The organism is Ruegeria sp. YKSF131, from assembly GCF_059612645.1.
Genome location: NZ_JBXWQZ010000081.1, coordinates 1 through 15785, shown reverse-complemented (window position 1 = coordinate 15785; position 15785 = coordinate 1). Strand labels below are relative to the sequence as shown.

At 55.7% G+C, this 15785-nt stretch carries 16 protein-coding genes and 1 pseudogene; 10 read left to right on the top strand and 7 right to left on the bottom strand.

The genetic code is table 11. The features are described from left to right. Window positions 1-216: pseudogene (locus tag AC2FLZ_RS20050) on the top strand (hypothetical protein); the annotation flags it as partial. 190 nt (window positions 217-406) lie between these two features. Here AC2FLZ_RS20050 and AC2FLZ_RS20045 read toward each other — a convergent pair. The 7 genes from AC2FLZ_RS20045 to pobA form a co-directional block, all read right to left on the bottom strand. After that, the gene (locus AC2FLZ_RS20045; RefSeq protein ID WP_496715838.1) at window positions 407-1468 is read right to left on the bottom strand and encodes a 3-carboxy-cis,cis-muconate cycloisomerase; all 1062 of its coding nucleotides are present in this window, start codon (window positions 1466-1468) and stop codon (window positions 407-409) included. A gap of 66 nt (window positions 1469-1534) precedes the next feature. Beyond that, window positions 1535-2356, bottom strand: coding sequence for a 3-oxoadipate:acetyl-CoA acetyltransferase (locus AC2FLZ_RS20040; protein WP_496882658.1), 822 nt, complete (start codon window positions 2354-2356; stop codon window positions 1535-1537). Between the two features lie 48 nt (window positions 2357-2404). Further along, window positions 2405-3022 (bottom strand): protocatechuate 3,4-dioxygenase subunit alpha, encoded by a 618-nt coding sequence (gene pcaG / locus AC2FLZ_RS20035; protein WP_496882657.1) that lies wholly within the window; start codon window positions 3020-3022, stop codon window positions 2405-2407. A 2-nt stretch (window positions 3023-3024) separates the two neighbouring features. Beyond that, a complete protein-coding gene (gene pcaH / locus AC2FLZ_RS20030; RefSeq protein WP_480555681.1) occupies window positions 3025-3753 on the bottom strand; it encodes a protocatechuate 3,4-dioxygenase subunit beta in 729 nt (242 codons plus the stop codon). Between the two features lie 52 nt (window positions 3754-3805). Continuing rightward, window positions 3806-4183, bottom strand: a complete 378-nt coding sequence (pcaC, locus tag AC2FLZ_RS20025; RefSeq protein ID WP_480477645.1) for a 4-carboxymuconolactone decarboxylase — start codon at window positions 4181-4183, stop codon at window positions 3806-3808. Further along, window positions 4176-4964 (bottom strand): 3-oxoadipate enol-lactonase, encoded by a 789-nt coding sequence (gene pcaD / locus AC2FLZ_RS20020; RefSeq protein WP_496882656.1) that lies wholly within the window; start codon window positions 4962-4964, stop codon window positions 4176-4178. Before pcaD ends, pcaC begins: the two co-directional genes overlap by 8 nt. Further along, entirely contained in the window at window positions 4964-6133 is a 1170-nt protein-coding gene (gene pobA, locus AC2FLZ_RS20015; RefSeq protein ID WP_496882655.1) for a 4-hydroxybenzoate 3-monooxygenase, read from the bottom strand. The genes pcaD and pobA overlap by 1 nt, the downstream gene beginning before the upstream one ends. Before the next feature lie 97 nt (window positions 6134-6230). Here pobA and pcaQ point away from each other — a divergent pair, with 97 nt between their 5' ends. The 9 genes from pcaQ to AC2FLZ_RS19970 all read left to right on the top strand — a co-directional run bounded on the left by pcaQ (window position 6231) and on the right by AC2FLZ_RS19970 (window position 15647). Continuing rightward, complete coding sequence (pcaQ, locus tag AC2FLZ_RS20010) at window positions 6231-7172, top strand: pca operon transcription factor PcaQ (protein ID WP_480607247.1); 942 nt, start codon at window positions 6231-6233, stop codon at window positions 7170-7172. A gap of 44 nt (window positions 7173-7216) precedes the next feature. Then, window positions 7217-7924, top strand: coding sequence for a class II aldolase/adducin family protein (locus tag AC2FLZ_RS20005; protein WP_496882654.1), 708 nt, complete (start codon window positions 7217-7219; stop codon window positions 7922-7924). A gap of 197 nt (window positions 7925-8121) precedes the next feature. Continuing rightward, on the top strand, window positions 8122-9147 hold the full coding sequence (locus AC2FLZ_RS20000) for a LacI family DNA-binding transcriptional regulator (RefSeq protein ID WP_496882653.1): 1026 nt from the start codon (window positions 8122-8124) through the stop codon (window positions 9145-9147). Window positions 9148-9240: 93 nt separating this feature from the next. Continuing rightward, window positions 9241-10545 (top strand): ABC transporter substrate-binding protein, encoded by a 1305-nt coding sequence (locus tag AC2FLZ_RS19995; protein WP_480477635.1) that lies wholly within the window; start codon window positions 9241-9243, stop codon window positions 10543-10545. Between the two features lie 106 nt (window positions 10546-10651). Next, complete coding sequence (locus AC2FLZ_RS19990) at window positions 10652-11518, top strand: carbohydrate ABC transporter permease (protein WP_480555671.1); 867 nt, start codon at window positions 10652-10654, stop codon at window positions 11516-11518. A 12-nt stretch (window positions 11519-11530) separates the two neighbouring features. Next, a complete protein-coding gene (locus tag AC2FLZ_RS19985) occupies window positions 11531-12361 on the top strand; it encodes a carbohydrate ABC transporter permease (RefSeq protein WP_480520854.1) in 831 nt (276 codons plus the stop codon). Window positions 12362-12373: 12 nt separating this feature from the next. After that, window positions 12374-13378 (top strand): ABC transporter ATP-binding protein, encoded by a 1005-nt coding sequence (locus AC2FLZ_RS19980; RefSeq protein WP_480477629.1) that lies wholly within the window; start codon window positions 12374-12376, stop codon window positions 13376-13378. Then, window positions 13375-14148: an L-iditol 2-dehydrogenase gene (locus AC2FLZ_RS19975; RefSeq protein WP_480555669.1), complete on the top strand. Its 774-nt coding sequence runs from the start codon at window positions 13375-13377 to the stop codon at window positions 14146-14148. Before AC2FLZ_RS19980 ends, AC2FLZ_RS19975 begins: the two co-directional genes overlap by 4 nt. After that, entirely contained in the window at window positions 14148-15647 is a 1500-nt protein-coding gene (locus AC2FLZ_RS19970) for a mannitol dehydrogenase family protein (protein WP_496882652.1), read from the top strand. The genes AC2FLZ_RS19975 and AC2FLZ_RS19970 overlap by 1 nt, the downstream gene beginning before the upstream one ends. Window positions 15648-15785: the final 138 nt, after the last annotated feature.

The window sequence follows — 15785 nt, the reverse complement described above, 5'->3', positions numbered from 1 at the left end:
ATTGAGCACGGGCTGGGTGTCGGATGGCTGCCACGAAGTTCCATCGAAGACCAGTTAGCGAATGGAACCCTGGTCGAGCTTTCCGATCTCGGCTTTCCGACCGCCTTGATCGACCTGACCATGATGCGGCTCAAGACGCGCAGCTTTTCCCAGCCCGAAAAAGTGGTTGAGGCGATCTCTGCCGAAATATCGGCAATCTTTTCGCGGCAGGCCTGACGCCTGTTCGTTGCCGTCGGCGGTTTCGGCGGCCTTGTCGAAATCCGTCCGTTTCAGCAGTTCGCCCAACTGTCAGTGTAGTCAAGACGCCATCTCCACTGATGCTGACATATATAAGTTACTGCGGCAAAACCGGTGACGCCAAGTCGACGCACCGCCTGAGTAACGTCGGGCTCAGAGGCCAGTGCAGTCACTCCACGATGCCTATCCGTTCGATCTGTTGCACTAACGTACCACAGCTGATCAGGGCCTGCCCCGTTGCCAGGATCATCTGGGGCAGGATCATCCATTCTAGCGTCCAGGCAACGCCGGAACGTTCCTGCTCGTGCACCAGCGCCTGATGCATGCCCGACAGTTGGGTTGCGTTGAAACGAGCCAGTGCGACCAGCAGTTCCGCACGGACCGGGTTGCGCTTGTGAGGCATCGCCGAAGATCCGCCGCCACCTGTCAGCGAAACCTCGTCCACCCCTTGCTGGGCCATGAGCGACACGTCCTGACCAATCTTCCCCAGCGATCCGGTTATCAATGAAAGCCATGAGGCAAGTTCTGCAAGATTGTCCCGGCGGGTATGCCAGTTTGCATTGCAGCTGGCCAGGCCAAGCCTGTCGGCCATATGATCTGCGATTGCCTGTCCGGATCCGAGCATCCCAACGCGGTCGCCAACGGCGCCGCCAAGTTGCAGCACAAGCAATCTGGGCTGCAATTCGGTCAGGCGTTTCTGGTGATCGGCCAATGGCAACCGCCAGTTTCGCAGGCGCGTGGCAACCGAAATCTGCAATGCCGCCTGCATTCGGGTTCGCCCCATCATCACGTGTTCGCCATATGCCTGCTCCAGCGCCACAAGCGCATCTATCAGGTCTGAAAGACGGGCCGAAAACACCTCCAGAATGTCTTTGATTGACAGAACCAGAGCGTTGTCGACAACATCCTGCGACGTCATCCCCTTATGCAGCGCGACGTGGCAATGATCGGGCAATGCCGCTTTGAGTGACCGCACCAGCGAGGGCACCACCACGCCATCCAATGACGTCCCGTCGCGCAGCGCCTGCATGTCGGGACGGTGTTGTCGGATAAGTTTAGCCGCGGTATCCGCCACCTCTGTTGGTACCTTGCCGACCGCCGCCAAAGCCTCAGAATATGCGGCCTCGACGGACAGCATGTGTCTTAGCTGAGTCTCTGCGCCCAGCATCTCTGAGGTCTGCGGGTCCTCAAACAGCCCGCTGAGCCAGGGATGAGTGGAAAGCTGTTCCATCCTATATGTGGCCTTTGAATTGAAGCGGGCGGATATCAATCGTCATGGCGCCATTACTCCCTGCGCTCAAAGAGCCAAAATCTCGCGGGCCTGTTGCCAGGTGGCGACCGGACGTTCGTGCTTTGCGCATAACTCGGTCACGCGATTGACCAGCGCAGCATTCGAAGGCGCAAGCGTGTTGCGGTCCAGCCGGACATTGTCTTCCAAACCTGTCCGCGTGTGCCCGCCCGCAGCAACGGCCCATTCATTTACCACAATCTGGTTTGGACCGATCCCGGCGGCACACCATTCGGCACCCGGTGCGCGATCCTGCATGGATTTCACGTAAAAGTCGAACACGGCCCTGTCGACCGGCATCGCGTTTTTGACACCCATGACAAATTGAACATACAGCTTGCCATACAGCTTGCCTTCCTTGTGCAATCTGATCGCTTGCAGGATGTGGGACAGGTCAAACGCCTCGATCTCGGGCGTGACTTTGTATTTTTGCATTTCGGCTGACAGCCAGTCCACCAGGTCGGGTGGATTTTCATAAACCCGGGTGGGAAAGTTGTTCGATCCAACCGACAGCGACGCCATGTCAGGGGCAAGGGGCAGCATTCCGCCCCTTGCCTGACCTGCGCCTGACCGCCCACCGGTGGAAAACTGGATGATCATTCCGGGACAGTATTTTTGCAAACCCTCTTTCAGAAGAGCGAATTTTTCGGGGTCGCTGCTGGGCGTCTGATCATCGTTGCGAACATGGGCGTGGACGATGCTGGCCCCGGCCTCGAACGCCTCTTGCGTGCTTTCGACCTGTTCCGCAACCGAGATCGGCACCGCGGGGTTGTTGTTTTTGGTAGGCAGGGAACCGGTGATGGCCACGCAGATGATGCAAGGTTTGGTCATGGTGACTTCCTGAAATGAGTGCCGCCTTGGGAAGGCAACACCAAGTAATCAGATATCAAAAAAGACGGTCTCATCTTCGCCTTGTATCTTGATATCGAAGCGATAGACAATTTGACCGTCCCTATTGGTGCGTCTGGCCAGCAGCGTTGCGCGGCGGCGTTCCCATTCGATGAGATTAAGGACCGGGTCCTTGCTGTTGGCCTCTTCCTCATCCTCGAAATAGATACGCGTATTCAGACCGACATTGATGCCCCGGGCTACAACCCAAAGGTTTATGTGAGGCGCTTGCTGGTCCACGTTTCGTCCCGGTGTCGGGCCGGGTTTGACTGTGTCGAACGCCCATTCGCCGGTTTCAAAATTGGTGATGACGCGTCCCCAGCCGCGAAAGCCGTCTTCGACATCGCAGCCGCCCTCAGGATGGGCATAGACGCCCCTGGCATTTGCCTGCCAAGCCTCAAGCAAGACATCCTTGATGGGCGATCCTGCCCCGTCCACGACCAGTCCTTCGACCCGAATACGCTCACCTTCGGCATTTGGTCCGGCTATATCCCAGCCCAGTTCCTGCCTGTAGATCTCAAATCCGGCAGCCCCAGGCGCCAGACCGATATGGACGTAAGGCCCGGCTGTTTGCGAGGGGGTTTCCTTTAGATAATCCAGCTGTTGCATCTTCAGTTCCCCTCCAGACGGTTTTCAAACAGGGTCGAGCGCCGACCGCGCAAGACCACGTCAAATTTATAGGCGATGGTATCCAGAGGGATCGTTGAATTCATATCGAGCCGCGAAATCAGGCGGCTGATCGCATCGGCATCAGGAATAGTTTTCACGATCGGACACCTGTTGATCAGCGGGTCACCTTCGAAATAGCATTGTGTGATCAGGCGCTGTGCAAAACCTGTTCCGAATATCGACATGTGGATATGGGCGGGACGCCAGCTGTTCACCCAATTGCGCCAGGGGTAGGCACCGGGTTTTACGGTGCGGAAGAAATAATACCCGTTTTCATCTGTCAGGGTGCGGCCACAACCACCGAAATTGGGATCGATCGGTGCCAGGTAGGTATCCTTCTTGTGGCGATAGCGCCCACCCGCATTCGCCTGCCAGATTTCCACCAACGTGTTTGGCACCGGACGTCCGTTTTCATCCTGCACCCTGCCGTGCAGAATAATTCGCTCGCCAATCGGGCTTTCACCGGGCTGCGCATAGTTCGAGATCAGGTCCTTATCCAGAGGATCAACATCGTTGTGGCCAAAAACCGGGCCGGTGACCTCACTGATCGAGTTTTGCAGCGAGATCAGCGAATATTGCGGTGAACGGGTCACGCTGGTCTTGTAGTCGGGCGTCAGTGCAGGTGGGTGCCACTCGCGGTCACGCTGGTAGAATTCACCTTGTTTCAACATTGTCGGATCACACTTCCTTTTTGTCTAACTGGGGTTTCTGCGCGTTTCCCATTCAGTCCTGTTCCATTTCGTCATACGTTTGTTTTGCCAGCCTGAGGGCCTGATTGGCGCGTGGTACGCCCGCGTAAATCGCGACGTGCTGAAACGCTTCAAGTACATCCTGCTTGCTGGCGCCGGTACGGGCTGTGGCGCGGATATGCATCGGGATTTCTTCGAAATTGCCCAACGCAGCCAGCAAAGCCAGCGTCAGCATGGATCTCTCACGGTCGCTGATCCCGTCCGAAGCCCAGACAGTGCCCCACGCGCCTTCGGTGATAAGCGTCTGAAATGGACCGTCCAGATCAGATTTGGCGGCTTCGGCACGATCCACATGGGCATCGCCCAGAATTCTGCGCCGCACTCGCATACCGGACGCGTATTTGTCACTCATTGCGGTTCTCCATCAGGAATGCGGACAAGTGTTCAGCATAGGTGGCGGGGGCTTCCACGCATGGCAGGTGCCCGGTGTTGGGTATTTCGGCATAGCGCGCCCCGGGGATCATAGCACAGGTCTGCCGGACCAGTTCGGGCGGGCAGGCGCGGTCATCTGATCCGGCGATGGCCAGAACTGGCAATCGCAGCGCCCAGGTCATGGATTCAAGATCAACATTTGAAATCGCGTTGCAGCATCCCAGGTACCCAGAAACAGGGGTACGCACCAGCATGTTGCGCCAAAGCAGCACGTTATCGGTTGCCCTGAAACCCGCTGCAAACCAACGGTCCAGAATTGCGTCAGCCACAGACTCGATGCCGGACGATCGGATTGCTCCCATCCGGTCACGCCACATCTGGGCCGTCCCCATTTTTGCGGCGGTGTTGGAAAGAACAAGGGCGCGGATCAGGTCTGGTCGGCGCGAAGCCAGCGCCTGACCGATCATGCTGCCAATCGACAGGCCGACAAACACCGTGTCGCGAACCCCGATATGGTCCAGCAACGCCTCGGCGTCATCTGTCAGCTCAGCCATGCTATAAAGCGCCTGTGGGCATTCCGACAGGCCGTGACCACGCAGATCGAACCGGATCAGGCGCAGCCCCTTGGGCAGCAAGGGCAAAACCATGTCCCAAAGGCGCAGGTCAGTTCCCAGCGAGTTGGCAAACACCACAGGCGTGCCATCTGGATCGCCATCCTCGCGCCAATGCAGGTGAATGTTATTCAGCGCCGCAATCTGCATCAGTAGGGCAGCCCGACATAGTTTTGCGCAAACACCGATTGGGCCTCTGTGTTTTCGCGCAGGAAATCAATGTCAGCCTTCTGCATTTTCAGGTCAAAGTCGTTCTGGTCCGGAAAACGGTGCAACAGATTGGTCGTGGACCAACTGAATCGCTCGGCCTTCCAGATCCGCGCCAGTGCTTTTTCGGAATAGCGGTCGATGCCTTCGCTGTCGTGGTCTTTATAGAATTGCAGCAGGGCGTTGTGCAGATAGTGGATGTCGCTTGCCGCCGTGTTAAGCCCCTTGGCCCCGGTGGGGGGCACGATATGCGCGGCATCCCCACACAGGAACAAACGGCCCCAGCGCATTGGTTCGGTCACAAAAGACCGCAGCGCTGCAATTGATTTTTCGACCGATGGCCCGGTGATCAGTGTCTCAGCATATTGCGCGGGAATCCTGCGTTTCAGCTCCTGCCAGAAGGCTTGATCAGTCCAGTCATCGGCACTGTCAGACAGCGAGCATTGAATGTAGTAACGGCTGAGGTTCTCATTGCGCATGGAACAAAGCGCAAAACCGCGTTCCGATCCGGCATAGATCAGTTCGTCATGGACCGGGGGTGTTTCGGACAAAACGCCCAGCCAGCCAAACGGATAGACCTTCTCATATTCCCGGCGCACGGTCAGCGGGATGGTTTGACGCGACACCCCATGGAACCCGTCGCACCCGGCGACAAAATCGCAATCAATCCGGTGTCCGGTCCCATCCGCTTGATACGTCACATAAGGTGCATCGCTGTCAGCCCCATGAATCTGAACATCATCGACGTTAAAAGCAATCTTGCCGCCCATCGCATCGCGTGCATCATACAGGTCGCGGGTTACTTCCGTTTGTCCGTAAACAACCACGTGGCTGCCGGTCAGCTCTTTAAAGTCGATACCGAATTCGATATCGCCATATGAGATCACTGTGCCGTCATGGACAAAACACTCCTTGTCCATCCGATCTGCTACACCGGCTTCGCGCATCAGCTCCACAAAACCGGTTTCCAGAATGCCAGCGCGAATGCGGCCCAGAACATATTCCCTGGTTTTGCGCTCTAACACGATCGTGTCTATGCCGTTGCGGTGCAACAACTGGCTGAGCAAAAGACCTGAAGGTCCACCGCCGATGATCGCGACCTGAACGCGCATGTTGGCTCTCCTGATTTCGCGTGTCTAATAATTGAACGTCATTTCTCGATATGTAAAATGAGTTCTACTTGGACTTAGTTGCTATAATTGGAAAGTAATGATAGATCGCCGCATCAAAGTTAGGCATATTCAATGTTTTATTGAGATATGTCGCGAGAAAAGCCTGAAAGTTGCGGCAGAGAAGCTGTTTCTCACGCAACCGGCGATATCCAAGACGCTTAAGGAGCTTGAGGATATTCTGGGCACTGTGCTGTTGTCCCGTAACCGGTCCGGTGTTTCTCTGACGCGGCAGGGCGAAGTGTTTCTGCATTTCGCCGAAATGTCGCTGGCCGCTTTGCAGCAGGGCTTTTCTGGTGTGGAGCAGATCGAAGCGCGCGGCAGGGCCAGTCTTCGGGTCGGGGTGCTGCCTTCGGTTGCGGCCCGTTTGATGCCAGCCGTTGCCACCGAGTTTTCCGAACTTGCGGGCAATGCCCGACTGAGCGTTTTCGACGGTCCACATGGCCATTTGATGGAGCGTCTTCGTCTGGGCGACCTGGAGCTTGTTATCGGGCGTTTGGGTCGCCCTGAAACCATGCAGGGCATTTCCTTTACCCAGCTTTACGAGGAGAAGGTCGTCTTCGTCGTGCGCGCGGATCACCCGCTGCTGAAAGCCCCCGATCTCAGGCGGATTACCGAGTGGCAAGTGCTTTATCCACCTGAAGGATCGGCAATCCGGCCCTTGGTGGATCGCCTCATGATCGCGCATGGGATTGGTGAAATCGAAGATCGTCTGGAAACTGTCTCGGGTGCTTTCGGACGGGTGTATACCCGACAGACCGATGCGATCTGGATTATCTCGGCAGGGGTGGTCGCCAATGAAATCAGCGATGGCCACCTTGTAGCGCTGCCGTTTGATGCGTCGATCACACGCGGGCCCGTTGGGCTGATGCGTCGGCCTGACCAGGTCCTGTCACCTCAGGCGCAGGTTTTCGGGTTGGCTTTGGACAATGCAATTGCGAGGTTGGGCTTGTCGCCTGATGGTGCGACCTCTGATAACTAAGGCTGGTCCATTCTGCCGGGGTGGCGCGAGGACAGGAGCACAAGATGGATGACAAGGAACGCGGAATCCGTGAGGCGATTATCGAGAAATGCCTTTTTCTGAATTCCAGTGGTCTTAGCCAGGGAACATCCGGCAATATCTCGGCCCGATACGAGAACCGGATGCTGATCACACCTTCGGCGACGCCATATGACAAGCTGACCCCAGAGATGATCGTCTCAATGCCATTTGATGGAGACTATGGGAGTTGGGATGGCCCGCTCAAACCTTCGACCGAATGGCGGTTCCACTTCGACATCCTCAAGACCCGCCCCGATATGGGCGCTGTTGTCCATGCACATCCGACCTATTGCACGGCGCTGGCGATTGCACACAAAGAGATCCCGGCAGCGCATTACATGGTCGCGGCCTTCGGTGGTACTAATGTTCGCTGCGCACCCTATGCGCGCTTTGGAACGCCCGAGCTGTCGGAGCTGGCGATCGAAGCGCTGCAAGACCGAACCGCCTGTTTGCTTGGCAATCATGGGTCCATTGCCATGGGTGAGGACCTGGACAAGGCCATGTGGCGCGCGGTTGAGCTGGAAACCATTGCCCGGCAATATTACCTTTCCTTGGCCCTCGGTCCGGTAATCCTGACCGATGAACAGATTTCTGAAACGCTATCCGGTTTCGCTTCTTACGGCATTCATGACGACTACAAGGACGTCGCAGAAGGTACTGCCGGGAAGCAAAATGAGCCTGAACAGACCTGACGACCAAGGTGGTTGCGCTGGGGGTCGATATATTGGGCTCAAGTCCAAAACGCCGCGACTTGATCAGGAGGTTTTCGGCTGTTCGGCGTTGGCGCCACGCGTCTTACCATTCGCGCGGATACGGCAGCCTATTGATTTATTGCCGCGCGTAAAGAAAATGTAAGGTCAAAGCAAAAGAATTCCGTAAGCGGGTAGGTATGGCAAAAATAAGAAATATGGAGGAGTTTGCGGCCCTCAGCGGGATTTCTCGGCCAACGGTTTCCAAATATTTTCACGACCCGGAAAGCGTTCGTTCCTCTACGCGGGCGCGTATCGAAGAAGCTTTGGAAAAGTTCGATTACCGTCCGAATATCTATGCGGTGAACCAGAATCGAAAGCTGACCAAGAATATCGGCATCGTTGTTCCCTATCTAGCCGATCCATTTTTTGCCGAGATGGCCAGATACCTTGAGCAGAGCTGTATTGCTGCCGGGTATCGTCCATCTCTTTTCAGCTCGCATGGTGAACAGAAGCTGGAGAATGAAATTCTCGATAGTTTGCGCTCTCTGAAACCGGCGGGAGTGCTGTTTGCCCCATTAGGGCGTGCCTCAGACCGCGCTTACATCGAGAAGTTTTGCGCCGAGGTGCCTACTGTTCTGTTTGACAGCAACCTTGAAGGGTTGGGCGCCGCATTTATTGGATCGGACAATTTCAGTTTTGTGTCCCAAACCGTGGAATACATGACCCGGACGGGTGAACCTCCGTCTTTCTTTGAAATGCGCACGCCAGCAAACCCAAACGCCAACAAGCGACGCAAGGCATATATAGAGGTTATGGAACGTCTGGGGTTCGAGCCCGATGTCATTAAAATTGATGGCGAAGGCTGGGCGTTTGAAGAGATTGGGCATCAAGGTGCTTTGAGAGTGTTGGAGAAAGGCGCTCTCAGGACGAACTCGGTTTTGTGCAGCAATGACCGTCTTGCGATCGGATTTCTGGCAGCCTGTTATGAGCAGGGGATTCGGGTTGGGCGAAAGGAAGATTGCTCACTCCGCATCGCATCAAATGACGACCACCCCTTTGCAAGATTTACTTGTCCATCGCTGACAACAGCTGCGCATGATTATGACAACGTGGCTGGGCGCAGTGTGGATACCTTGTTTGAACTCATTGAAAGCGGGGGAAAATTTGACGATCGGACGGAAACTCTGTTTCCGGCACGGCTTGTCTTGAGGGAATCTGCATGAACTAAAATTTAACGCGCGTAAAGTTTATATTGACGCCGCGACAATTTATAAACTAGGGTCTCTGTACAGCATCCAAGCTCAGGGAGGACAGGGATGTATTTGAAGAACGCACTTCGTGCGGCGACTGCGTTGACTTTCGTCGTTACGGCAGCAGCCCAAGCGGAAACCATCACGATCGCGACCGTCAACAATGGTGACATGATCCGGATGCAGGGCTACACAGACAACTTCACCAATGCGACAGGCATTGATGTCGAATGGGTGACGTTGGAAGAAAACGTTTTGCGTCAGCGCGTCACGACCGACATCACCACCAAAGGCGGTCAGTTCGACATCATGACCATCGGCATGTACGAAACCCCGATCTGGGGTGCGAACGGCTGGCTGGTACCGCTGGACGGTTTGTCCGATGAATATGATGTTGGTGATCTGCTGCCTGCGATGGCAGGCGGGTTGAGCCATGATGGCACGCTTTATGCTGCGCCTTTTTATGGCGAAAGCTCGATGATCATGTACCGCACCGACCTGATGGAAAAGGCCGGTCTGGAAATGCCAGAAGCACCAACATGGCAATTCATCCGTGAAGCTGCGGCTGCCATGACTGATCGCGACAACGACATCAACGGCATCTGCCTGCGCGGTAAGGCGGGCTGGGGTGAAGGTGGTGCCTTTATCACTGTAACCGGCAATTCCTTCGGTGCGCGCTGGTTTGATGAAAACTGGAAGCCCCAGTTCGATCAGCCTGAGTGGAAAGAGGCGCTGACGTTCTTCGTCGACATGATGAGTGAATCCGGCCCGGCTGGCTATGCCACTAACGGTTTCAACGAGAACCTGTCTTTGTTCCAGCAAGGAAAGTGCGGCATGTGGATTGACGCCACCGTTGCCGCGTCTTTTGTGACAAATCCGGAAGACTCAACCGTAGCTGACAAAGTTGGCTTCGCACTTGCACCAAATTCGGAAGGCGTCGACAAGCACGCCAATTGGCTTTGGGCTTGGGCGCTGGCGATCCCGGCGGGAACTCAGCGGGAAGATGCGGCCAAGCAGTTCATCGAATGGGCAACCTCGAAAGACTACATCGAGCTGGTGGCTGAAAACGAAGGGTGGGCCAATGTGCCTCCGGGCGCGCGGACCTCGCTTTATGAGAATGACAACTACAAGGCGGTCCCATTCGCAAAAATGACTCTGGAATCGATCCTGAAGGCTGACCCGCAGAATTGCTGTGTGCAGCCGACGCCCTATACCGGTGTCCAGTTCGTGGCCATTCCGGAATTTGCAGGGATTGCCACACAGGTTAGTCAGGAATTCTCGGCCGTTTATGCCGGGCAGCAAACAGTGGATGAGGCGCTTGCCAAAGCGCAGGCCTTCACAGCAGAAGAGATGGAAGCCGCAGGGTACTGAGGCAACCTTCCCAGCAGGGGGCAAATCTTCTGTCCCCTGCTCCCACTTCCACAATTCGTGTTTTTCTCGCAGGCTGTCTTACGCCTGAACAGAGAGGTCTTGCGCAATGGCAACTCAACATTCCAGATCAGTTGCACGCCTGATGATGACACCCGCAGTGGTGCTGCTGCTTGGCTGGATGCTCGTGCCACTGACGATGACCCTGTATTTTTCCTTCAAGAAGTATCTTCCCCTGCGGGGCGGTGATCTCGGATGGGTGGGTTTCGACAACTATATCCGATTTGTTTCGTCCAGTTCGTTCTGGCCCGCCGTTCAGGCAACGCTTGTCATTGTTCTCGGCGTGTTGGCGATTACGGTCATTCTGGGCATCCTGCTGGCGATGCTTTTAGATCAACCGATGTGGGGCCAGGGGGTGGTGCGCATCCTTGTCATTGCGCCATTCTTCGTTATGCCGACCGTTTCGGCTCTGGTCTGGAAAAACATGTTCATGGACCCGGTCAACGGGTTGCTGGCCCATCTGTGGCGCTTTTTTGGGGCTGAACCGGTCTCGTGGTTGTCCGAAGCTTCAATGACCTCAATTGTCATGATCGTGTCGTGGCAATGGCTGCCATTTGCGACACTGATCCTTTTGACCGCAATCCAGTCGCTGGACAGTGAGCAACTGGAAGCTGCTGAAATGGACGGCGCTCCGCCGCTCAAGCGGTTCTACCACATCATTCTGCCGCACCTTAGCCGTGCAATCACAATCGTAATCCTGATCCAGACAATCTTTCTGCTTTCGATCTTTGCCGAGATTTTCGTCACCACAGGTGGCGCGTTCGGCACCCGTACACTCACCTACCTGATCTTCCAGCGCGTTTTGGAAAGCCAGAATATCGGTCTCGGATCAGCCGGAGGTGTCTATGCAATCATTCTCGCCAATATCGTTGCGGTCTTCCTGATGCGCATTGTCGGCAAGAACCTGGACGCGTGAGGAGATAAAACCATGGCCCGCACCGTCACAATCCAACGCAAGTCGGTGAACACAGCCCTGGCTTGGGCCGTCGGTCTGCTGATCTTTTTCCCGATCCTCTGGACGATCCTGACCAGCTTCAAAACCGAAGCGCAGGCCATTGCGAGCCCGCCACTGTTCCTGAACTTTGACTGGACGCTTGAGAACTATGCTGTCGTACAGGAACGCTCGAATTACATGCGTTTCCTTTGGAACTCGGTCATCATTGCAGGTGGGTCAACCCTGTTGGGTGTGATCATTGCCGTACCGGCAGCATGGGCAATGGCGTTTGTTCCTTCGAAACGTACAAAGGACATTCTGCTTTGGATGCTCTCTACCAAGATGTTGCCGGCAGTCGGTGTCCTTTACCCGATCTACCTGCTGTTCATCCGTCTGGGGCTGCTTGATACACGAGGTGGATTGGTCGTCGTGTTGATGCTGATCAACTTGCCGATCATCGTCTGGATGCTCTACACCTACTTCCGTGAAATTCCCGGTGAAATCCTTGAAGCCGCACGGATGGACGGGGCGACACTGAAAGAGGAAATCCTGCACATCCTGACACCCATGGCTGTTCCGGGCATCGCTTCGACTGTTTTGCTGAACTTCATTCTTGCCTGGAACGAGGCGTTCTGGACCCTCAACCTGACAGCCGTTGACGCGGCCCCGCTGACCGCATTTATCGCCAGCTATTCCAGCCCCGAGGGCCTGTTCTTTGCCAAGCTCAGCGCGGCTTCGACAATGGCGATTGCACCGATCCTGATCCTTGGCTGGTTTAGCCAGAAACAACTTGTCCGCGGCCTGACTTTTGGCGCTGTGAAATAAGGAAAACTTATCATGGGACGTATTCAACTCAGGTCCGTGACCAAAAGCTTTGGCGACGTACAGGTTATCCCGCCACTGGATCTGACCATCGAAGACGGAGAGTTCACGGTGTTCGTCGGGCCATCGGGTTGCGGCAAGTCCACTTTGCTGCGTCTGATTGCGGGGTTGGAGGACATCACGTCAGGTTCCATCGACATTGACGGGGCCGACGCGACAAACGTACCACCCGCAAAACGCGGTCTGGCGATGGTGTTCCAGTCCTATGCCTTGTATCCGCACATGTCCGTTCGCAAGAACATCGCCTTTCCCTTGCGCATGGCAAAACTGGATCAGGCCGAAATCGACAAACGTGTGAAAGGGGCCGCGCAGGTTCTGAACCTGACCGACTATCTGGATCGCCGCCCCGGCCAGCTGTCCGGTGGCCAGCGTCAGCGCGTTGCTATCGGGCGTGCCATTGTCCGTGAACCCGCAGCGTTCTTGTTCGATGAGCCGCTGTCCAACCTGGACGCTGCGCTGCGCGTTGGCATGCGGTTGGAGATCAGCGAGTTGCACGAACGGCTGGCGACCACCATGATCTATGTGACCCATGATCAGGTTGAAGCAATGACGATGGCCGACAAGATCGTCGTGCTTCAGGCTGGTGTGATCGAGCAGGTCGGAAGCCCGCTGGACCTGTATCGTACGCCACGAAACCTTTTTGTCGCCGGGTTCATCGGTTCGCCCAGGATGAACTTTATCGAAGGCGAAGAAGCTGCAAAACACGGCGCACATACAATCGGCATCCGCCCCGAACATATTGCTGTGTCCGAGAGCGACGGAACCTGGAGCGGTGTTGTAGGCGTGTCCGAGCATCTTGGATCAGATACGTTTTTCCACATACATGAAACCGGTCTGGCGGAAACAATCACGGTGCGAGCAGACGGAGAAGTTGGATTTACGCATGGCGACCGCATCTACCTGACGCCACGTGCCGACGTGCTTCATTGTTTTGACGCGCAAGGGCTGCGGATCGAATGAAGCGACTGGACGGAAAAACCGCGCTCATCACTGGGGCTGCGCGCGGAATCGGGCTGGCCTTTGCAAAAGCTTACGTCGCCGAAGGTGCGCGTGTGGCCATTGCCGACATAGATTTCGCGCGGGCGCAATCCGCAGCCACGGAAATCGGTGACGCTGCAATGGCGGTCGAAATGAATGTTGTTGATCAGGACAGCATCGACATTGCTGTTGCGCGCACAGTGGATCAGTTCGGCCAGATTGACATTCTGATCAACAATGCTGCCGTTTTCTCAGCAGCGCCAATCATCGAAATCGACCGCTCCGATTACCAGCGCGTTTTTGATATCAATGTTTCGGGCACCTTGTTTACAATGCAGACCGTTGCGCGGCACATGATCGACGCCAATGTCAAAGGCCGGATCATAAATCTGGCCTCACAGGCTGGTCGGCGTGGCGAACCTTTGGTCGCCGTTTACTGCGCCAGCAAGGCTGCCGTAATATCTTTGACGCAGTCAGCGGGGCTCAATCTGATCGCTCACGGGATAAATGTGAATGCGATCTCACCCGGTGTTGTTGATGGAGAGCATTGGGACGGCGTCGACGCCTTCTTTGCGAAGTACGAAAATAAAAAACCGGGGCAGAAGAAGCGTGAAGTTGCATCAGCGGTACCGTTCGGCCGTATGGGACGGGCCGAGGATTTAACCGGGATGGCGGTGTTTTTGGCGTCTGATGAAGCGGAATACATCGTGGCCCAGACTTACAATGTCGATGGCGGAAACTGGATGAGCTGATGACCCCTTTGGCGGACATAACACCGGTAGAGCTGTGCCTCGAACGCCTCGGATCGCTTCCTGCGGATGTCAAAATACCCGGATACCGGCGTGAAGACCTGACCCCTGGAATTGTTCATATTGGGCTTGGGAATTTTCACCGTGCGCATCAGGCATGGTACATCCACAGGCTGATGCAAAAAGGGCAGGCCTTGGACTGGGCGATCATCGGGGCCGGCGTTCGGGCTTTTGACGCGGACATGCGCGAAAAGCTGATTGGGCAGGACTGTCTGACAACTTTGATCGAGCTTGACCCGTCCGGCGTTTCGGCCGAAGTCATCGGTCCGTTGATGGACTATCTGCCCATTGAACCCGAAAATGCGCCTCTGATCCGGAAAATGTCCGATCCCGCCATTCGGATCGTGTCCCTTACCGTAACGGAAGGTGGCTATTTTCTGGATGCCAAGTCAGGTGTTTTCGACGTGGATCACGATGATATTCGACACGACGTGCAAAACCCGCAACAGCCTCGCACGGTCTTTGGTGCCATTGTGGCAGCACTTGGCAATCGCCGTGCCGCCGGGCATCTGCCCTTTACGGCATTAAGTTGTGACAACCTTCAGGGCAACGGTACTATCTTGCGCAACTGTGTTGTTGAACTGGCGCGCCGGACGGACCCTGATCTTGCGGATTGGATCGATCAGAACGGGGCGTTTCCGAATTCAATGGTGGATTGCATTGTTCCCGCCACCTCTGATCAAGTTCGGTCGCAGGCTCGAGCCCTAGGAATTGAAGACTGCGTTCCGGTGTCACACGAGAATTTCCGCCAATGGGTGATTGAGGATGATTTCTGCGCCGGGCGGCCAATGTTGGAGAATGTCGGCGTTACGATCACCAAGGACGTACACGCATATGAAACACTGAAACTGCGCATTCTGAACGGCGGGCACCAGATTCTGGCGAATGTGGGCGAGGTTCTGAACATCCCCACAATCTCGGACTGCATGAACGACCGGGAAATTTCGGCATTCTTCCTGAAAGTCCAGACCGAAGAAATTCTTCCTCATGCCAGTGCGGTTCCTGGGATGACACCGGAACAGTATCTGGATCTGGTTAAACGCAGATTTTCGAATACGGCTATTCACGATACCACGCGACGCGTGGCCTTTGATGGGTCTGCGCGCCACCCCGGTTTCTTGCTTCCGTCCATTCGCGATGCTCTGGCCTCGGGTACATCTGTCACTGGGCTGGCACTGGTTGAAGCTTTCTGGTGCCGGATGTGCGCCGGTCTGCGTGAGGATGGATCAGAGATTGCGCCCAATGATCCCATCTGGAGCGATTTGCAGAGTGCGGCCCTTGCCGCCAGGGGACGGCCCGAAAAGTGGCTTGAGGTAGCAAACCTGTACGGAAGTACTGGCCGTGAAGCCCAGTTTGCAGAATCCTTCACACGCTGGTTGCCACGGATCTGGCAGCACGGATGCCGGTCGACGATGAAAAGCTATGTGAATGCGCTTTCCTGACGGTTGTGATCTCGGTTCAGGTGGTTTCTAACGCGTCCCGCCTTTAACCTGAGACATATCCAGCAGCCTTGAAGTAGTTCCGACATTCTTGCGCCGAGTAGAGGTCGCATACATGGCCGATGGCATTGAACATATCGG